This is a genomic window from Alcaligenes sp. 1735tsa3 (assembly GCF_024134565.1).
Classification (GTDB): domain Bacteria; phylum Pseudomonadota; class Gammaproteobacteria; order Burkholderiales; family Burkholderiaceae_B; genus Alcaligenes; species Alcaligenes phenolicus.
The window spans coordinates 1,694,366-1,713,934 of record NZ_CP099862.1; the positions used below are offsets into that span (position 1 = coordinate 1,694,366).

Here is a 19,569-nt window from a genome sequence, read left to right on the forward strand (position 1 = left end):
GGTCGCCCTTATGCAGCACGCCGCGACAAACCCTCGGGTCCACCCGAGCCGGGCGCGATGGCACAGCGCCGTCTGGAGCAGGTCTCCAGCGCCCTGGGTGAAGTTTTGCAGTGGAAGCACCCCGCCGACCTGGCCTTGACACGCTGGGCGCGTACACGCCCCAAAATGGGCTCGCGTGATCGTGCCGAGATCCGTGAGGCCGTGTTTGATGTGCTGCGCCACCTGCGTCAGTACCGTAACTGGGCGGAAAGCGGCGTAGGCCCATCTACCCGTCGTCTGGCCATTCTGGGCCTGTCTACGGCTATCGGTCAGGAATCCCTGTCTTTGGGGCTGACGGAAGAAGAGCGCCAGTGGCTGGGCCATATCCGCGCCCTGAATGTGGACGGTCTGCCGGTTGGCGTGCGCCTGAGCCTGCCCGAGTGGCTGGAAGAGCGTCTGAAAGAGATTCCGGATTCCTACAAGCTGATGGCCGCCATGAACGAGCAGGCCTTGCTGGATCTGCGCGTCAACCCCATGAAAGCCGAGCGCGATACTGTGTTGCGTCAGTTGCAAAACGGCCCTATGGCTCGTTTCAAACCGGTTGCCATGCCGTTTTCGCCTTGGGGTATCCGTATTGAAGGCCGTCCATCTGTCGCAGTATGGCCACAGTATGAGAAAGGCGAGCTGGAAATTCAGGAAGAGGGCAGTCAGTTGCTGACCGCTTTGCTGGAGCCTCGCCGTGGCGAGATGGTTATTGACTACTGCGCCGGTGCCGGTGGTAAATCCCTGCTGCTGGGCGCCTTGATGCGCTCCACAGGCCGTTTGTACGCCTTTGACGTGTCGGCAACCCGCTTGAACAAGGCCAAACCCCGCTTTGCGCGTGCTGGCCTGTCCAATGTGGTGCCTGTCGTGATTCAGGAGGCGGGCGACCAGCGTGTTCGCCGCCTGCATGGCAAGGCACAGCGTGTATTGGTAGACGCTCCGTGCAGTGGATTGGGAACTTTGCGTCGAAATCCTGATCTTAAGTGGCGTCAACACCCCCAAGCTCTGGAGCAGTACACTCAGATGCAGGCCGACATTCTGGAGCAAGCCGCGGCTTGTGTCGCACCAGGAGGTCGTTTGGTTTATGCAACATGTAGTTTCTTGCCTGAAGAAAACGAGCAGCAAGTGCAGGCATTCTTGGACAAACATCCCGAATTCAAACTGCTGGACGCCCGGGAAATCTTGAAGGACAAATGTCCGGCCCTCGCGCTAGAGGGGCCTTATTTGAATCTGCGCACGGACCGTCACCAAACCGACTGTTTCTTTGGTGCGGCACTTGAACGAATCACGGAAAGTGCTTGATTTAAAGCAAGTTCGTCCTTAAATAGTGTTATTGTTAACTGGTTAGGTGGGCTACACTTTTCCGGTTTCCCTTAACACAAAGATCAGGTCTAAAAGGGTCTATGCAATCGTTTCTTTCTTTTCTTGCTGACGGATGGCTGCAACTGTCTTGGTGGCAGCTCACTCTTGTCATTCTGGCGGTGACGCATGTCACTATTGTGTCAGTTACCGTATTTCTCCACCGCAGTCAGGCGCACCGCGGGCTGGACCTGCACCCTGCGCTGATGCATTTCTTCCGTTTCTGGCTCTGGATGACCACCGGTATGGTCACAAAAGAATGGGTTGCGATTCACCGCAAGCACCACGCCAAATGCGAACGTGAAGGCGATCCCCATTCCCCTGTGGTCTTTGGTCTGGGCCAGGTGTTCTTCCGTGGTGCAGAACTGTACCGTCAGGAAGCCACCAACCCTGAAACCTTGAAGCGTTTCGGTCACGGCACGCCCGATGACTGGCTCGAGCGCAACCTGTACAGCAAATACAGCATGTTAGGTATTACCATCATGCTGGGTATTGATCTGTTCCTGTTCGGTCTGCTGGGTCTGACTGTCTGGGCTATCCAGATGGCCTGGATTCCTTTCTGGGCAGCCGGTGTGGTGAACGGTCTGGGTCACGCTATCGGTTACCGCAACTTTGCCAGCCCTGATACCAGCACCAACGTGTTCCCTTGGGGCATCATCATTGGTGGTGAAGAGCTGCACAACAACCACCACGCTTACGGTACGTCCGCCAAGTTCTCCAGCAAATGGTACGAATTTGACTTGGGCTGGTGCTACATCTCGGTGTTCAAGGCACTGGGTCTGGCCAAGGTCAAGAAGGTCGCTCCCAAGCTGCGTCTGGAGCCTAGCGTGCCTTCGAATGCTCCGCTGGAAGGCATTAGCCTGGCAACCTTGCAGGGCGTGATTACTCACCGCTACGAAATTCTGGCCCGCTATGCGGACATCATCAAAACCACCGCTTCGGAAGAAATCGCTCGTCTGAAGCCACAAGTGAACAAGGACAACCCGAATTGCTCCTGGTCCCTGCTGGAAAGCTGCAACGACTGGATCGGTCGCGGCGACGACGTGCTGGCTCCCGAGCAGCGCGCTGAACTGGAAACCGTGGCGGCTGGCGATTCCCGCCTGTCCATCCTGGTTCGCATGCAGCGTGAACTGGCCGGTATCTGGGAAAGCTCCAGTGCCTCCAGCGAGCAGTTGCTGTCCGACCTGCGCACCTGGTGCCAGCGCGCTCAGCAAAGTGGTATTGAAAGTCTTGAGCAGTTCGCCTTGCGTCTGCGCCGCTACGCGGCATGATGGATCGCTTAAACCCGGAACAGCGAGCCGCCGTTACTTTACCCTCTGGCCATGCCCTGGTGCTGGCCGGAGCGGGTAGCGGAAAAACCAGTGTACTGACCTCCCGAATGGCCTGGTTAATCCAGACCGGGCAGGTCAGCCCACATGGCCTTGCTGCTGTTACCTTCACCAATAAAGCCGCGCGCGAAATGCTGACGCGGCTTACTTCTTTATTGCCTATCGATACCCGCGGAATGTGGGTCGGGACCTTTCACGGCCTGTGCAATCGCCTGCTGCGCATGCATTACCGTGATGCCGGTCTGGTGCAGACGTTCCAGATTCTGGATACGGCAGATCAGTTGGCCTCCATCAAGCGTATGGTCAAGGCCAATAATGTGGATGACGAGAAATTTCCGCCCAAGGAAATTCAGAAGTTCATCAACGCCTGTAAAGAAGATGGCCAACGTCCTGGCGACCTGGAAGCGCACGACCCTCACCGCCGCCGCCTGATCGAGCTCTATCAGCTTTATCAAGAGCAGTGCGAACGTGAAGGAGTAGTGGACTTTGGCGAGCTGCTGCTGCGTGCCTACGAGCTGTTGTCCCGCAATGCCCCGATTCGCGAGCATTATCAGCGCCGTTTCAAACACATTCTGGTCGACGAGTTCCAAGACACCAACGTGCTGCAGTATCGCTGGTTGCGTCTTTTGGCTGGCGATCAGGCCTGCATGTTTGCCGTGGGCGACGATGACCAGTCCATCTACGCATTCCGTGGTGCGAATGTGGGCAATATGGCCGACTTCGAGCGCGACTATGCCCGTGGCAATGTGATACGCCTGGAGCAGAACTACCGTTCCTGCGGCCATATTCTGGATTCGGCCAACGCGCTGATCGAGAACAATAGCGGCCGTCTGGGCAAGAATTTATGGACCGATAGTGGCGAAGGCGAGCTGGTACGCATCAGCGAACTGGCCTCGGATGCCCTGGAGGCTCAGTGGATTGTGGACGAAGTCCGTGCCCTGATCGCCGAAGGCAAGCCACGCCGTGAAATTGCCATCCTGTATCGCAGCAACGCCCAGTCCCGAGTGATTGAGCACAGACTGTTTTCCCAAGGCTTGCCCTACAAAGTGTATGGCGGCCACCGCTTTTTCGAGCGTCAGGAAATCAAGCACGTACTGGCTTACTTGCGGTTGATGGATAACGCGGACGATGACACCGCTTTCTTGCGCGTCGTGAACTTCCCGACTCGTGGGATTGGCGCTCGCTCCGTGGAGCAGCTGGCTGATCTGGCGCGTGAGCGCGGTACCAGCTTGCTGCGTGCCATTCCTTACCTGCAAGGACGTGCGGCTGCCAGCCTGATGCGTTTCTCGAACCTGATTCAGGATATGGCCAGCCAGGCGCAGATCCTGTCCTTGCCCGAGCTGATTGAGCACGTTGTCCACGACAGTACCTTGCTGGCCCATTACCAGGCCGACCGCGAGGGTGCCGAACGGCTGGAAAACTTGCAGGAGTTGGTCAACGCGGCCACGGTTTTTGTGGGTGAAGAAGGCTTTGCCGAGCTGCCCGCAGGTCGAGTCCCCGAAGCAGTGGCGGGCGAGTCCGAGCAGGCCATGCAGAACCCGGATCAACCGGCTGCCTCTGTGCTGGCTCCCATGTCGCCTTTAGGCTCTTTCTTGACTCATGCTTCTCTGGAAGCAGGGGACAATCAGGCCCAGGCTGGCCAGGACGCCATTCAGTTGATGACGATCCACGCAGCCAAAGGCCTGGAGTTCGATGCCGTCTTCATTACCGGTCTGGAAGAGGGCTTGTTCCCGCATGAGAACAGCTTGTTCGACCCCGGTGGGATCGAGGAAGAGCGTCGTTTGATGTACGTGGCGATTACGCGGGCGCGTCAGCGTTTGTACATCACTCTGGCGCAAAGCCGCATGTTGCATGGCCAGACGCGTTACGCCATGCGTTCGCGCTTTCTGGAAGAGCTGCCGGAGCAACACATCAAATGGTTGTCGGCCCGCTATACCAGTACACCCGTGCAGTCAGAGGCCAGTTCGGGGGCCTTCCGTCGTGGTCAAAGCTGGGAGTCCAAGGACAAGAGCTATTCAGCCCAGCCTTACGGCGGTCGCAGTCACACCAGCGTGCTGGAAGTGAATGGCCAGACCTTCCGTGTGGGGCAGGGGGTGCATCACAACCGCTTTGGTGAAGGCACCATTATTAATCTGACGGGTCAGGGTGACGATGCCCAGGCCTTGATTCAGTTTCGTGAAGTCGGCAGCAAGACTCTGGCCCTGGCCATTGCCAAACTGGATCCTGTTAGCTAAAAAGCGAAGCAACGACTGAATCAGTCAATCGCAGTTTGAACGCCCCCGGAAACTCCGGGGGCTTTTTTATTGCCTGCCCTATGTCATGGAAATTTTCAAACAGCCGCAGTTTTTACAGCCGTTTTATTTCAAGCCCTTCATTTTTACTCTCCATCGTGCTCGATGCGGATGCCTCCCAGGAAAAATTTCTCACCTTATTTCACGTTTTGGATAAACACAGAGATTGCAGGGAAACCCTTGTTTCAAGCGACTTTCCCGTTTTTGTCTTCCTTCTTTAAAGCTCTATATGATCGTTATATATAAGGGTTATAGATTCTAGTTATAAAGCTGGTGCCCCCATAAAATCGAAGCCTAAATTAATTACAGATAACAAACACACATGGAGGCGATCATGGAACCTAGCAATCTCTCACGCCGGCGTATGCTTTTGTCGACGGGCGGGGTGATGGCCCTGGCCGGTACAGCAAGCTTGACTCCTTTGTCAGCGGCACTGGCTCAGGAAAAGGCAAAAACGCAGGCCAAAGCCTTGCCAGCCTATGCATCCTGGAAACATGCCGACAGCTTGATCGTGCACAGTGCCAACACTATTGAAACCAAACGCAGCGCTTTTGGCTCGGGTTTGATCACGCCGCTGGATCGCTTGTTCGTGCGTAATAACGTGGCCCCCCCATCCGAGCAGATCGTGGCTGATCCGGACGCCTGGGTGCTGTCGATCAAGGGCGTGAAGAACCCGAAAGACATGAGCGTCGCCGAGCTGAAACGCCTGGGTCTGGTGGCTGTGCCCATGGTGCTGCAGTGTTCGGGTAATGGTCGTGCTTTTTTCCCTGAAAAACCCAGTGGTACTCAGTGGACGGTAGGTGCCGCTGGCTGTGTGGTCTTTACCGGCGTGCCGATCAAGGCCGTGCTGGAGGCTGTGGGCGGCATGGAGGAGGGCGCCAAGTACATGACCGGTCAGGGCGGCGAGGAAATTCCTCAGGGGCTGGACCCGAACACCATTATGGTAGAGCGTTCGATTCCCCTGGAAGCCATTGATGACGCTATCTTGGCCTGGGAAATCAATGGTCAACCCATCCCCTTGGCCCACGGCGGCCCCTTGCGCTTGATCGTGCCGGGTTACACCGGGGTCAATAACGTCAAGTACATCAAGCAACTGGCGTTTACCAAGGAGCAGTCTGCTGCCAACATTCAGCAAAACAGCTACCGTTTGGCGCCTGTGGGTGAAAAGTCCAACCCCAATCAGGAGTCGGTTTGGGAAATGCCCGTCAAGTCCTGGGTGACCAGTCCTAGTGGTGAGCCTGGCGAAGAACTCAAGGCCGGCAAGGTGCAGATCCAGGGCTTGGCTTTTGGAGGCATGTCGGCAGCCAAAGAAGTGGAAGTGTCCGTGGATGGTGGCAAGAACTGGGTGAAAGCGACGTTTGTAGGCCCTGATCTGGGCAAGTATGCGTGGCGTCAGTTCGTTGCAGGCGTGGATTTGAAACCAGGCAAGTATGAGATTGCCAGTCGCGCTACCAGCGAAGCAGGCACGGTACAGCCTGAAGAGCGCGTACCTAATAACCGTGGCTATCTGAACAACAGCTGGCGCGACCACATGCTGGCTGTCACGGTCGTTTAAGTCTTGAATGTTGTACCCGCCCCGTCAGCTCGGGGCGGCTATGGAAGGGAATCATGAAGAAATATCTAGTTGCTGCAGTATCTGTATTTGTTTTTAGTACTCAAGCCTACGCTCAGGAGCAAGGCAAGGAACTGTTTCTGACAGGTGCCAAACCCATTGCCTGTGCGGTCTGTCATACCTTGGCTGATGCTGGTTCAGCCGGGGCCATTGGTCCGGATCTGGATGAACTCAAGCCAGGCAAGGAACAGATCCTGAAGGTCATGAAAGAAGGCATGGGCGCCATGCCTTCTTTTGCACAAACCATGAGTGACGAAGAGCGTGATGCTGTCGCCACCTATGTCAGCTCTGTAGCGGGTCAGTAAGTTCTACCTGCTGTAGCCAGACGGCAGCCGCCTTCCCCTTTCTTCTCCTGATCCGGAGGCAGAAATTCGGTAGGCGGCTTTTTGTTGGCATTGTGATGCAGGATGCGGGCGGGGCGACCTTCCTCATCCAGCCAGATCTGGCCGATTCCGGAACCATTCCATACCCGTTCCCCCTGTTTGCGCTGATCCGGCAGACGCGGGCTGATGCTCAGGTCACGGCGTTGCGTAAACCAGTTCAGAGGGGATCGCGGCGAGTAGAGCCAGCGGTTCAGCCGATCCAGCCAGTTCAATAAAGCTTCCGGAAATTCGTTCTTGATGCCGCTGCTGGTGACTTGCCAGATATGTGGAATGTGCCCGCTATGGCGTACCTGTACATCGTAGACAAAGGAATAGTGCACATCGCCGGACAGAATCACGTAGTTTCCGGGCGTGCGTGAATGCCTGAAGATGTTCAGCATGGTGTTGGCAGCCCCTCGGTGGGCCATCCAGTTCTCGGCGTCCACCGTCAGGGCAAAACCCGCGTACGTGCAAATGCTTTGTATGACTTCGATCAGCTTGACGCCAAACATGGGCGTGGGCGACACAATGATGGCGGCGCGCTCATCCAGCAATTCGTGTTGAAGCTCGGTCAAGGATTCCCAATCCATCAGTCCGGACGGGCGACTGGGCAAACGGCGTTTATGCCAGCGGCGCGTGCGTGTATCCAGCACGATCAGCGTAGGCTGGGTGCGCAGCACATAGTCCCATTGACGAAACTCCAGCAGTTCCTTGATCAGCGCATCTTGAGCTTCATGTTCAAGACGCTGATGTTCATCCGGCTGGCTGGTCCAGGCGGTCACCGTATTCAGCACCGACTCAAACACCTCGGGCCGGTTGCCCCAACCCTGACACAACATATAGGCGATCAGGGCATTGCCTACGATCTGCCGTGAAAAAGGATGGCCGTAGGCCACGTTTTCCCATTTCGCAGACAGATTCCAGTCATCGGTGATGTCGTGGTCGTCAAAAATCATCAAGGTTTGCACGTGGGCCAGAAGGCGTGCTGCTTGGGGCAGGTCCTGACGGAAGCCTTCCAACGCCAGTGCCTCGCGTTGCCAGCGTTGCTGATGCTTGGGCTCCAATTGGGGAGGATCAGGCTCTGGAATGATTTGCCATGGGATGGGGGACCAAACCAGCAAATACATGGCCATGACTTCGGCCAGCGTGACCAAGTGATTGTGTGCGTTGGCAGTGGTGAAAATCGGTTTTTCCACACCACCAAAAAAGCGCTCGCGCAGATCCTCGTTGGATTTGAAGGCAGGCAGCAAATCCGCACGTCGGTAGTAGCTGGCGGGGTGCCGGTAAAGCGATTCGCTATCCGAGACGACGGCGCCTTCCAGATATTCCCCATACAAGCCTAGCCGCTCAATCAAGGCATGAATGGCCGCCAGCATGGGACCGGCCACATCGTCGGCGTAAACCTGATCTCCGGACAGCATCAGCAAGGCAGGCCGGGCATGGGCCTGGGTAATGTGCTCGCTCAAGACTGTGTCTGCCTGAGCCAAACCATCGCGTGCGGCGTGATGAGGCTTGCGGCAGGAACCAAACATCAGATTGTCAGCGCGGCTGGCCAGCACAAAGCTGGGCCGGGTTTGACCCTGGTGCAGCAGATGGGGAGCCCAATCAGCAATCCCTTGCTCCGGTCCTCCTTCGATTGAGGCGAGCAAATCGTAGTGAACAAGCGTGTCTTGGGGTAGGGCTGTGGTTAGCGGTACATCCAGAAAGTGGATAAAGGCCTGCTTGCCCAACTGTACGATGCGACAGTGCTCGCTACTGAGCGAAATACGCTGGGGGGCAGCACCCTCTGCTTGCAGGACCAGGTCCAGGGTCAAGGCCGAACTGCCAACCAGCCATAGCACCAGGCGCTGGGGATCGAGGCGACGCAAAATAGGGCCTGCCAGTACAGGCGGCAGTGTGGGGAGATGTGGGGAGAGACTCAAACGGGTGACAGCCAAAATCAGAAAAGATAATGGACAGTGTAGGGCCTATAAAGTTGCAACTCGTACTGCTTAGCTGTCTGCCACTTCCGGGCTGGCAGCCAGAAAAGCGGTAACTTGCGCGTCCAGATCGTCCTCATGCACTACGTGGACTGGAAAGCCGAATTTTTCGCTCAAAGGGGCGACAAAGGCATTCAAGGAAAAGGCCATCAAGGCATTGCTGACAACTACCAGGCTGGCGGCACAGGACACGCTCAGACGGCTGCGGTTGGCCTTGATCCACTGCGAGAATTCCTCCTTGTCCGTGCCTTCCTCTGCACCGGGCAGCTCGCGGGTCAGCAAGACAAAGCGTTGTCCTTGATCCAGCAAGGCTTCCAGTTCCGCTTTCCAATTGGATGGGGCGCTGTTCGAGATCCAGATACGGGGGAATTCCTGTGTAGCAACGTGCATGTGCGGGTCCTGAGAATGTCTGTTTATGATTTGTTTTGAATGCGCTGCTTTGTACCATCAATCAACAGGTTCAGGCCAGTGATAAAACGGCCCGTAAAGTCATCGGAAAAAATCGCCTCACGTGCCTGCCAGTTGCTGGGGTACTTTTCTTGAGCCAATTCTAAAAAAGCCTGTTTGCGTAAAGACAGGTCCAATGTGCTGCCAGGCCCCAGAGCCTGTTCTTCCATGACAAAACCCAGAATGTAGTAAATCAGGCTAAAGCTGGCCTCGGCAGCAAATTGGCTGTCTGTGCCTGCCTGCATGAAAGCGGACAAAAAGGCTTCGCTGGTGCGCAGCACATTGTCGGTGACTACATAGGTACCCGCAAAGACTCGAGCGCCGTCTCGTCTTTGCAACAGGGCCTGCCGGAACTCCAGACCCAGATGCCGAACTTGTTCATCCCAGGCTTGGTTGCTTGGGCTGTGTCGCGCCACGTTTTCTACCAACGCGTCAGCCATGCCATCAATCAAGGCTTGCTTGGCATTGAAATGCCAATACAGCGAGGGGGCCTGGATATTCAGGGCCTGAGCCAGTTTGCGCAAAGTCAGGCCTTCCAGCCCCTCCTGGTCCAGCAAGTCCAGCGCTGTCTGGATGATGTGTTCACGTTGAATACGGGGTGCTTTTGTTGCCATGTTCTCTCCGATATTTGCAACCTAACGCTGTTAGTGTATCATTCGCTCATAGACTAACAGTGTTAGGTTGTGATTTTTGATTGAGCAGGGATACGGTTATGAGCACCTCAACAACTTCAACGGAACGCAAAGCGCTGAGCCTGCGGCTGGCTCCTTGGCTGGGCTGCCTGGCCATGATTGGGCTGCTGATTCTGGCGACCACGCAGTGGAACGAGTGGACCAGTAGCCGCCGTATACAGAGCACTCAGAATGCTTACGTGAAATCCGACTTTGCGGTGCTCAGTGCCAAGGTTTCGGGCTACGTGAAAGCCTTGCCCTTGGGGGATTATGAGCAGGTCAAGGCGGGGGATCTGATTGCGCAGATTGATCCGGCCGATTACGAGCTGGCCGTGGCGGCAGCGCGGGCGGAACAGTCCAAGGCGCAGGCCCATCTGGACAATCTGGACGGTGAAATTGCACAGCAACAGGCGCGTATTAAAGAGGCGCAAGCCAAGCTGCGCTCCGTGCAGGTGCGCGTGCGGCAATATCGTAATAATCCTTCGCGTCAGGCAAGGCTGGTCAAGGAAGGTGCCTTGTCACGGCAAGGCTATGAAAACGCCCAGGCCGATCTGGATGAGGCAATCAGCCAAGGGGAGGCCGCTACCGCACAAGTGGAGCTGGCGAAAAACTCCCTGAAGGTTCTGCAGGGGCAGCGTGCGATTCGTACCGCTGATTTGAAATCGGCTGAAGCTGCCTTGGAGTCTGCTCGTCGCAATTTGGGCTATACGCGGATTGTGGCCCCTTTTGACGGGGTCTTGAACAAGCGTCATGTGCAAGTAGGCAGCTTGTTGAACCAGGGCACGCAGATTGTTTCCATCGTCCCCCTGGAGCAGGCCTACGTCATTGCAAACTACAAGGAAACGCAGCTTGCGCATGTGCAGCCTGGGCAGCCGGTGGAGTTGACCGTGGATGGCTTGCCCGGTGGCAGTTGGCGGGGGCGCGTAGTAGAGATTGCACCCATGAGCGGGGCCGAGTCTTCCTTATTGCCTGCCGATAACGCCTCCGGGAATTTCACCAAAGTGGTGCAGCGCATACCGGTGCGTATTGAGCTGGAGCCGGGCCAGGCACAGTTGGAGCGTCTGCGCCCCGGTATGTCGGCACAGGCCAGAATCGACACAGCGGGTTCCCACGTTGCGGCTTATGACATGCCGGGTTTGAAACAGACTCGTCAACTGGCCGTCGTTCGGGCTCAGGAGGGCTGACCATGCCGTTCTCCAGGCTGATGGCTAATACGCAAACCGCACGCCCCATCCTGACCGTGATGGCGATCTTCCTGGGCGCGGTCTTGACCACCGTGCAAGGGCGTCTGTTTTCCGCTGCCTTGCCGGACTTGCGCGGCCAGTTTGGCTTGGATGTGCTGGAGGCGGCTTGGTTGGGAACGGCCTTGAATGCGGCGCAGTTGATCTCCATGCCGATTGCGCCGTGGCTGGCAACCGTAATCGGGCCGACCCGGGTACTGCTGGTGCCCAGCCTGCTGTTGGGCTTGGCCGCCTTTTTGATTCCTTTCTTTGCCCATCATTACCCCGTCTTGTTGAGCCTGCACGGACTGGCCGGACTTTGCCTGGGGATTTACCTGCCACTGACGATGTCCCTGGCTTTGCGCAGTGTGCATCCTCGGCTTTGGCTGGCTGTCATGGCAGCGTACAGCTTGCGTGTTTCAACCGGCATGGATGCGGGCTATGGCACGTCCGGTTTTTTACTGGAGGAGTTCAGTTGGCATTGGGTGTATTGGCCCACTGCTTTTGTGGGGCCAGTGATTGCGTTTCTGGCCTGGAAAGCCATGCCGTTGACGCCTATAGATCGCGACCAATTGCAAAACGCCGATTGGGGCGGGATGGCCTTGTTTTGTACGGGTTTGGTGCTGGCCTTTGTCGGGATAGAGTCCGCGGAACGGCTGGGCTGGACTGATTCCGGTCTGGTTGTTTCTGCTTTGCTCGGTGGCGTTGTGCTTGTGGCGGCCGCCATAGGACGTGGCATGCGCAGGCAGAACTCCTTTGCCAGCCTGATGGCTTTGAGCAATCGAAATATCCGTGTGTGCCTGATTATTGCCTGCCTGTTCGGCGTGCTGATGACACCGACGTCTTTGCTGATTCCCAGCTTTCTGACCCAGATGGGGGACTTGAAACCCCTGCAAGCGGGTGCTGCCACCTGGATTGCGTTTGGGGCTTACCTGGCCTCGACTCCGCTGGCGATCTATCTGGCTCGACGTCTTGAGCCACGCCTGATGATGATTCTCGGTTTAAGCATCATCGCCTTCACCGCCTGGCTGGGAACTCATATTAGCCACGACTGGCGTGTGGAGCAGTTTGTTTCGATCCTGATTTTGCAGTCTGTGGGCGAGAGCACCATGTTGATCGGTTTGATTGCTGCTTTTGTGACCAATCTGAATCCTCAACATGGAGTGGCTTTGGGTGTGTATGTCCCCATTGCTCGTGTCTTTACGCCTGTTGCCGCCGCCACGCTGGTGTCTACCTGGCTGCGCATGGCAGGCGATATCAGCCGCAGCAGTCTGAGTAGCCATCTTGTAGAGGGTGACCCTCTGGTTATGGAGCGGGCTTCGGACGGCGTGGCCGCCTTGGCTCGCGTTCTTGCTCGTGAATCGCAGGTCGCTGCGCAGATCAGCGCCTACAACCTGGTGTTTTGGTGCAGCTTGCTGGCCTTGTGTCTGGCCGTGCTGCTGCGTTCTTCACCCCCCAATCCCATTGCGCCTCCCTTTGCTCGACCTGTTTAGGTCCTGGCGGAGAGGCGGTTTTTTTAATCAAGGAGATTCATTATGAAATTAGGTTTATGGACAGTGGCTTGCACGGTTTTGATCGCTTCAAACTCTGCTTGGGCGGCTGACGGAACTGCACAGGTGCAGGGCCAGAGCTACAGCAAAAGTCGCGCCCAGGTTGTGCAGGAACTGCAGCAAGCTCGGGAACAGGGATTGATCAGTGTCGCTGCGCATGGTTACCCCAAAGTTCCACAAGGCCCGGCTAAAACGCGCGCTCAGGTGGTTCAGGAGTTGCAAGAGGCCCAACAAGCCGGTTTGCTGGATTTTGCAGACGATGAATATCCAGTCCTGCCTGCGGGCAGTGTTCATAAGACGCGTCAGCAGGTTGTGCAGGAGCTGGAACAAGCCAGAAAACAGGGCCGCCTTTTGTATGTAGCCCCATAAGGCTGTCTTGAGCTGCCTTTGCGGTATTTTGTTTAAGGTTTAAAAAGGGACTGAGACTGCCTAACGGCAAACTCAGTCCCTTTTGCTTTTATGAAATTGCTTTCGTGGGAACGGGGTTCAAACCTGGGCTATAGGATGACGCATCAAACGCAGCGCCACCAGTACAGACAAGCTAACGACCACTGCACTGAACAGATAAATCGCTTCCAGCCCCCAGGTTCCTGCGACTGCGCCCAGGGCAGGGCCGGTGATGCCCAAAGAAATGTCCAGAAAGGCGACATAGGCGCCCATGGCGACACCTCGGCTTTCGGGTGGTGCGCGGCGTACGGCCTCGACACCAAAACCAGGAAAGGCCAGGGAATAGCCCCATCCGGTCAAGGCTGCACCCAGGTACGCAATCGCAGGGCTGTGGGCACCCCAGATCAGCAAGAGACCCACTGCTTCCACCAGCACGCACAGCAAAGCGACGCGTGCCCCGCCCAGCTTGTCAGGCAGATGACCAAAGAACATGCGCGCAGCAATGAAGGCAAGCCCAAAGGCAGTGAATGCCAGCGAAGCATTGCCCCAGTTGCGATCAGCAAAGAGCAGGGCAATAAAGGCGGTCAGACTGCCAAAACCGACACTGCACAGCAACAAGCCCACACCGGCGCCCCAGACCAGCCCCAGGACTTGGTAGAAAGGGGTGCGACGCAGCGCAGTGGGGGCGGTGGCGCGGACCTTAAGCAGCATCACCAGGGAAATCAAAGGCAACAGCGTGACGGCGACGGCGATACCGTTAAAACCGTACTCCTGGTTCACCACAACACCCAGAGGGGCGCCGACGGCGTAGGCGCCGTACATGGCCACACCCACCCAGGCCATGACTTTGCCTGCATTTTGCGGGCCAACCAAGCCGATGCCCCAGCTCAAGGCACCCGTCACAATCAGGCTTTCACCGCAGCCCAGCAAGATACGGCCAATCACCAGCACCCAGACCGATAGGGTTGGTGTGCTGACAAAGCTCAACGAAGCCAGATAGGCCAGGCCGGACAAGCACATCACCATCAAGCCCAGCATGACGGCGTGCTTGGAGCCTTGTGTATCAGCCAGATTCCCGGCCCAGGCACGGGAGAGCAAAGCGGCTGCGAATTGAACACCGATAACCAGGCCCACGACCAGCGTACTCATCGCCAGCACATTGTGTACATGCAAGGGCAGTACGGGCAGGGGCAGCCCGATACTTAGAAAACTGACGAACACGGCCAGCGTGATAGGGAGTAGCGTTAGAAAAACATGGGCGGCAGGTGGCGACTGCGCCTTCGAGGTGGCTTGCGCCGAATTGGGTACAGACATGAAACACTCCAAACATGAGTAATTGCTCGATATTTGAGATAATATGAATAATTGCTCACATCGAAAACTCGCATTCGGAGTCCTTATGCAAACGCTCCCTCAAGCCCGTCGTATCCCGCGTCAAAGCCGTTCCCGGGCTTTGGTGGAGGCGATTTTGGAGGCAACGGCTCGCGTTTTGTCCGAGCGTGGCTATGCCGGTACCAATACCAATGTGGTCGCGGAGGTGGCTGGAGTCAGCGTGGGGTCGGTGTATCAGTACTTCCCGAATAAGGACTCACTGATTGCCGCCTTGCATGAACGCCATGCTTTGCAAATGAACCAGGCTATGGAAAGCAGTCTGGCCGATACGCAGTCCCTGGGGTTGCGGGGGCGTTTGAGTGATCTGGTCAAAGCCTGGTTGGCCGCGCATCGGGTGGACCCGGAATTGCATCGGGTACTGGAAAAGGATTTTCCTTTCTTTGATGCGCCAGCCAGCGAGAGCCAGGCTGATCAAAGTATTCGTGACCGCATTCGTCAACTGCTGGAAGAGCACCGTAGCGAGGTTGCCCCGCAGGATCTGGATTTAGCCACCTGGGTAGTAATGCAAAGTCTGGAGTCCCTGATTCATGGTGCGATCATTCCGCCCGGTGTGCCGTATCCACCGGAGCAGGTGGAAGAGGCCATTGTGGACTTGCTGTGTGGATATTTGGGCTGTGCGGGCTGTGGGAATGGGGGTGAAGGGAGCTGAGTTGTCGAGCCGGTTCTCAAGTGAGTTTTGGCTCATATGAGTTTGTTGTTTGCTGGCCGGAATCACCTTAGCTAAGGTATGCAGTGGACGATGTATTGCAGCAACACGAAGGATGGGGGGAATATCCAGCTTTACGAGTGTATATCCCCGGTGCTCGGGGTCCTGCCTCAGATCCCCAGGTGCCAGCAATCAGGTGCCTGCAGTCTCGTAAGGTCCCAATGTGTGTTTTACAGACCATCAAGAGCTTCCGTCAAAAAGGCGCCAATCCTTGTGGATATGGCGCCTTCTTTTTCAGGAGTTTACGAGCAGAACGGAGTCGATAGGCCTAGACCTGTCGCCCGATTTCTTCCATTGCTTCCTGAATTTCCAACCACTCTTCTTCCAGCGTTTGATGCGTCTTGGTGAGTTCACCATGTTCGGTCATCAAGGCGGGGCGTTGGTCCTTGTAGCTGTCGGAGTAAAAGTTGGGGTCCTGCATCAAGGTATCCAGTTCCTGCAAACGCAGCTGAGCTTTCTCCATGGCTGACTCCACTTTCTTCAAGCGGCTTTCCAGTGGCTTGCGTTGTTGGGCTTGCCGTTGACGCAGCTCGGCTTCCTGACGGCGTTGGGTCTTGCGGTCTGTGCCTTCAGCACCTGTATCCGCACGCGCTTCCTGGCGAGCTTCCGAGCGCGATTGCGCGCTGCGGGCCAGTAGCCAGTCGCGGTAGTCTTCCAGGTCGCCGTCAAACTCCTGAACCTGTCCATCGGCCACAATCCAGAAAGAATCAACGGTAGAACGCAACAAATGGCGATCGTGCGATACCAGCAGCACGCTGCCACCGTAATCAGCCAAGGCTGTCGCCAGGGCCTCACGGGTATCCACGTCCAAGTGGTTGGTTGGCTCGTCCAGCAGGAGCAGGTTGGGCTTTTGCCAAACAATCAGGGACAGGGCCAGACGTGCCTTTTCGCCACCGGAGAAGGGGGCAGTCAGGCTGGTGACCATATCACCGCTGAAACCGAAGGAGCCCAGGTAATTACGCAGTTCCTGCTCGCGGACATCCGGAGCCAGGCGCGCCAGATGTTGCAGGGGAGTGGAGTCCGGGTCAATGGAGTCCAGCTGGTGCTGGGCAAAGTAGCCGATTACCAGACCTTTGGATTCCAGGCGTTCGCCTTTGATAGGTTCCAGCTTGCCGGCCAGGGTTTTGACCAGTGTGGATTTACCCGCACCGTTCATCCCCAAAATACCCACACGGGCACCGCCGCGTACCATCAGACGGACCTGGCTCAAAATCGCCTTGTCCTGACCGGGGTAACCCAGATCGGCTTGATCCAATGTCAGCAAGGGATCGGGTGTGTATTCGGGCGAGGGCAGGCGAATGGAAACGCTTGAGTCGTCGCGCAAGAGCGTCACGGTCTGCATGCGGGCCAACGCCTTGACGCGGCTTTGTGCCTGCTTGGCTTTGGTGGCCTGGGCCTTGAAGCGATCAATAAAGCTTTGCAGGCGCGCGGCTTCACGGGTTTGACGCTCGTAGGCGATCTGGCTTTGTTGAACGCGCTCGGCACGTTGCACCAGAAAGTCGTTGTAGCCGCCTTTGTAGCGAACCAGCTTGCCTTGATCCACGTGCAGAATCGAACGGGCCACGGCATCCAGAAACTCGGTGTCGTGCGAAATCAGCAGGACCGTGCCGGGGTAGGAGCCCAACCAGCGTTCCAGCCAGAGCATGGCGTCCAAGTCCAGGTGGTTGGTGGGTTCGTCCAGCAAGAGCAGGTCAGAAGGTGCCATCAGGGCGCGGGCCAGGGACAGGCGCATTTGCCAGCCACCGGAGAACTCGCGCACGGGCAGCATCCACTGATCGGGGCGGAAACCCAGACCGGCCAGCAGTTGCTCGGCACGCGAGGGGGCGGACCAGGCATCGGCTTCGATCAGGGCGTTTTCCAGTTCGGCAATGGCTTGGCCATCGCTGTCGGGCGTATTGGCACGTTTTTCCTGCAAGGCACGCAAGCGCTCGTCGCCATCGATAACAAATTCGCGGGCAGGGCGGTCACGGTCTGGAATGGTTTGGCGCACACTGGCCACTTCCCAGACTTCGGGGATGCTCAGGTCACCCCCGTCCAGATCCAGCTCGCCTTGCAGCAAGGCAAACAGCGAGGATTTACCCGCACCGTTCTTGCCCACAATGCCCAGGCGCTCGCCCGGGTTGACGATGAAATCAGTATTGTCCAGCAGGACTTTGACGCCGCGACGCAGCGTAATTCCAGTTGCGCGTATCACAGAGCCAGTTGCTCCCGGCTTAACAAGAGAATCTGGTCTTCAGCGGTTTCCGTGCTCAGCCAGATCGGCTCCAGCTCCGGGAAAGCGGCGATGAAATTGTCGTACTCATTGCCGATTTCCAATACCAGCACACCTTCGGGTGCCAGGAAGTTGGGGGCCGCTTCCAGAATGCGACGCACCAGATCCATACCATCGTCGCCGCCAGCCAGGGCCAGTTGTGGCTCGTGCTGGTATTCCTTGGGCAGGTTTTGCATGGACTGCTCATTCACATACGGTGGGTTGCAAATGATCAGGTCGTAAGCGCTTGGCGGCAATTGATCCAGCAGATCGCTCTTGTACAAGCTCATGCGATCGTTCAGCTCGAAGGCATCGATGTTTGACTGGGCCACTTCCAGCGCGGCGTCGGACAGATCCACGGCATCGACCTGGGCTTGTGGGAAGGCCAGTGCCGTCAAAATAGCCAAACAGCCCGAGCCAGTGCACAAATCCAGGGCGTTGTAGATGGCATCGGGGTCCGCAATCCAGGGTTGCAATTGCTCTGCCAGCAATTCAGCAATGGGAGAGCGCGGCACGATGGTGTCAGCGGTGACGCGGAAGCGATGGCCTTGCAGCCAGGCTTCGCCAGTCAGGTAAGCGGCGGGCACGCGCTCGTTGCAGCGTCGTGCGACCAGGGCCAGATAGGCAGCGCGCTCGGACTCCAGCACGGTGGCATCCAGATACGGGTCCAGCGTGTCCAGGGGTAAATGCAGGGTGTGCAGCAGCAGATAGGCGGCCTCGTCCCAGGCATTGTCGCTGCCATGGCCAAAGGCCAGCTGACAGCGGTTGAACTGGCTGACAGACCAGCGCAACAAGTCGCGCACGGTGCGCAGTTCCTGCTGGGCTTCCAGCAGGGAGGAATGATCGATGCAAGGGCTTAACAAAGCAGGGATTCCAATGTACGGCGATAAATGTTTTTAAGAGGCTCAAGATCAGCCACAGCAACGTGTTCATTGATTTGATGGATGCTGGCGTTGAGCGGGCCAAATTCGACCACTTGAGGGCAGATTTTAGCGATAAAGCGGCCATCCGAGGTGCCGCCTGTCGTGGACAGATCGGTTTCCACGCCGGTTTCGGTTTCAATGGCCTTGGCAAGAGCCTGGCTTAGCGGTCCGGCCTCTGTCAGGAAGGGCTCGCCACCCAGTGTCCATTCCAGTTGGAAGTCCACACCATGGCGGCGCAGGATGGATTCCACTTCGGCTTGCAGACCGGCAGGTGTCTGCTCGGTGGAGAAGCGGAAGTTGAAATGCACATCCAGCTGACCGGGGATCACATTACCCGCGCCAGTGCCGGCATGAATATTGGAAATCTGAAAGCTGGTGGGCGGGAAATCGATGTTGCCGGCGTCCCACATGCGGTCTGTCAGTTCGTGCAGCGCAGGGGCGAATACATGCAGCGGGTTGATGGCCAACTGCGGGTACGCCACATGGCCTTGGCGACCCTTTACGATCAAGTGGCCGGACAGGGAGCCGCGACGGCCATTTTTAATGGTGTCACCTAATTGGCGCGAGCAGGTAGGTTCGCCCACGATGCAGTAGTCCAGCTGTTCGCCACGTTCTTTCAGCACTCGGCAAACATGCACCGTGCCGTCGGTGGCCGGGCCTTCTTCATCCGACGTCAGCAGCAGGGCAATCGAGCCCTTGTGTTCAGGATGGGCCTGGGTAAATTCCTCAACTGCGTGGATGAAGGCCGCAATCGAGGCTTTCATATCCGCCGCACCACGGCCATACAGCTGACCGTCGCGCACGGTGGGCTCAAACGGGGGCGAGTCCCAGGCCGCTTCCGGCCCGGTTGGAACCACGTCTGTGTGACCGGCAAAAACAAACAAGGGCGCCTGGGTGCCACGGCGGGCCCACAGATTGGACACCGGGCCGCTGGGCAGATGTTCCAGGCTAAAGCCCGCTTGCTCCAGCCTTGCGCCCAGCCATTGCTGGCAGTGGGCGTCCTCAGGGGTGACCGAGGGGCGGGCAATCAGGGCTTTGAGGGTGTCTAGTACAGAATTGTCAGTGCTCAT

General features: G+C 57.2%; 16 protein-coding genes. 9 read left to right on the plus strand and 7 right to left on the minus strand.

Annotation, left to right across the window (positions count from 1 at the left end; translation table 11 throughout):
* Window positions 1-57: 57 nt before the first annotated feature.
* From NIZ92_RS07830 to NIZ92_RS07850, 5 genes are all read left to right on the plus strand, one after another.
* Complete coding sequence (locus tag NIZ92_RS07830; RefSeq protein ID WP_045931823.1) at window positions 58-1,323, plus strand: RsmB/NOP family class I SAM-dependent RNA methyltransferase; 1,266 nt, start codon at window positions 58-60, stop codon at window positions 1,321-1,323.
* Window positions 1,324-1,424: 101 nt separating this feature from the next.
* Window positions 1,425-2,651, plus strand: a complete 1,227-nt coding sequence (locus NIZ92_RS07835; protein ID WP_026482877.1) for a fatty acid desaturase — start codon at window positions 1,425-1,427, stop codon at window positions 2,649-2,651.
* Window positions 2,648-4,942 (plus strand): UvrD-helicase domain-containing protein, encoded by a 2,295-nt coding sequence (locus NIZ92_RS07840; RefSeq protein WP_060185991.1) that lies wholly within the window; start codon window positions 2,648-2,650, stop codon window positions 4,940-4,942. Before NIZ92_RS07835 ends, NIZ92_RS07840 begins: the two co-directional genes overlap by 4 nt.
* Window positions 4,943-5,333: 391 nt before the next feature.
* Window positions 5,334-6,554, plus strand: a complete 1,221-nt coding sequence (locus tag NIZ92_RS07845; RefSeq protein WP_170978564.1) for a sulfite oxidase — start codon at window positions 5,334-5,336, stop codon at window positions 6,552-6,554.
* A gap of 53 nt (window positions 6,555-6,607) precedes the next feature.
* On the plus strand, window positions 6,608-6,916 hold the full coding sequence (locus NIZ92_RS07850; RefSeq protein WP_052159170.1) for a cytochrome c: 309 nt from the start codon (window positions 6,608-6,610) through the stop codon (window positions 6,914-6,916).
* On the opposite strand, the gene NIZ92_RS07855 is transcribed toward NIZ92_RS07850, so the two are convergent.
* The 3 genes from NIZ92_RS07855 to NIZ92_RS07865 all read right to left on the minus strand — a co-directional run bounded on the left by NIZ92_RS07855 (window position 6,910) and on the right by NIZ92_RS07865 (window position 10,013).
* A complete protein-coding gene (locus NIZ92_RS07855; RefSeq protein WP_254003032.1) occupies window positions 6,910-8,841 on the minus strand; it encodes an alkaline phosphatase D family protein in 1,932 nt (643 codons plus the stop codon). The genes NIZ92_RS07850 and NIZ92_RS07855 overlap by 7 nt on opposite strands.
* A gap of 123 nt (window positions 8,842-8,964) precedes the next feature.
* A complete protein-coding gene (locus NIZ92_RS07860) occupies window positions 8,965-9,342 on the minus strand; it encodes a hypothetical protein (RefSeq protein ID WP_254003033.1) in 378 nt (125 codons plus the stop codon).
* Window positions 9,343-9,365: 23 nt separating this feature from the next.
* A complete protein-coding gene (locus NIZ92_RS07865; protein WP_254003034.1) occupies window positions 9,366-10,013 on the minus strand; it encodes a TetR/AcrR family transcriptional regulator C-terminal domain-containing protein in 648 nt (215 codons plus the stop codon).
* 98 nt (window positions 10,014-10,111) lie between these two features.
* Here NIZ92_RS07865 and NIZ92_RS07870 point away from each other — a divergent pair, with 98 nt between their 5' ends.
* From NIZ92_RS07870 to NIZ92_RS07880, 3 genes are read left to right on the plus strand one after another with little or no spacing between them, the layout of a single operon-like run.
* Window positions 10,112-11,254 (plus strand): HlyD family secretion protein, encoded by a 1,143-nt coding sequence (locus tag NIZ92_RS07870; protein ID WP_254003035.1) that lies wholly within the window; start codon window positions 10,112-10,114, stop codon window positions 11,252-11,254.
* Between the two features lie 2 nt (window positions 11,255-11,256).
* Entirely contained in the window at window positions 11,257-12,783 is a 1,527-nt protein-coding gene (locus NIZ92_RS07875) for an MFS transporter (RefSeq protein ID WP_035268147.1), read from the plus strand.
* A gap of 42 nt (window positions 12,784-12,825) precedes the next feature.
* Window positions 12,826-13,209, plus strand: a complete 384-nt coding sequence (locus NIZ92_RS07880; protein ID WP_254003036.1) for a DUF4148 domain-containing protein — start codon at window positions 12,826-12,828, stop codon at window positions 13,207-13,209.
* A 117-nt stretch (window positions 13,210-13,326) separates the two neighbouring features.
* Here NIZ92_RS07880 and NIZ92_RS07885 read toward each other — a convergent pair whose 3' ends face one another.
* Window positions 13,327-14,541, minus strand: a complete 1,215-nt coding sequence (locus NIZ92_RS07885) for an arabinose transporter (RefSeq protein WP_035268146.1) — start codon at window positions 14,539-14,541, stop codon at window positions 13,327-13,329.
* An 85-nt stretch (window positions 14,542-14,626) separates the two neighbouring features.
* On the opposite strand from NIZ92_RS07885, the gene NIZ92_RS07890 reads away from it, so the two are divergent.
* A complete protein-coding gene (locus tag NIZ92_RS07890) occupies window positions 14,627-15,268 on the plus strand; it encodes a TetR/AcrR family transcriptional regulator (RefSeq protein WP_137430897.1) in 642 nt (213 codons plus the stop codon).
* 325 nt (window positions 15,269-15,593) lie between these two features.
* Here the strand turns inward: NIZ92_RS07890 and NIZ92_RS07895 are convergent, their stop codons facing one another.
* The 3 genes from NIZ92_RS07895 to dapE are packed head-to-tail and all read right to left on the minus strand — an operon-like array spanning window position 15,594 to window position 19,569.
* Complete coding sequence (locus NIZ92_RS07895) at window positions 15,594-17,519, minus strand: ATP-binding cassette domain-containing protein (RefSeq protein ID WP_254003037.1); 1,926 nt, start codon at window positions 17,517-17,519, stop codon at window positions 15,594-15,596.
* Window positions 17,516-18,439 (minus strand): 50S ribosomal protein L3 N(5)-glutamine methyltransferase, encoded by a 924-nt coding sequence (gene prmB / locus NIZ92_RS07900; protein ID WP_088452598.1) that lies wholly within the window; start codon window positions 18,437-18,439, stop codon window positions 17,516-17,518. The genes NIZ92_RS07895 and prmB overlap by 4 nt, the downstream gene beginning before the upstream one ends.
* Window positions 18,433-19,569: a succinyl-diaminopimelate desuccinylase gene (gene dapE / locus NIZ92_RS07905; RefSeq protein WP_035268144.1), complete on the minus strand. Its 1,137-nt coding sequence runs from the start codon at window positions 19,567-19,569 to the stop codon at window positions 18,433-18,435. Before dapE ends, prmB begins: the two co-directional genes overlap by 7 nt.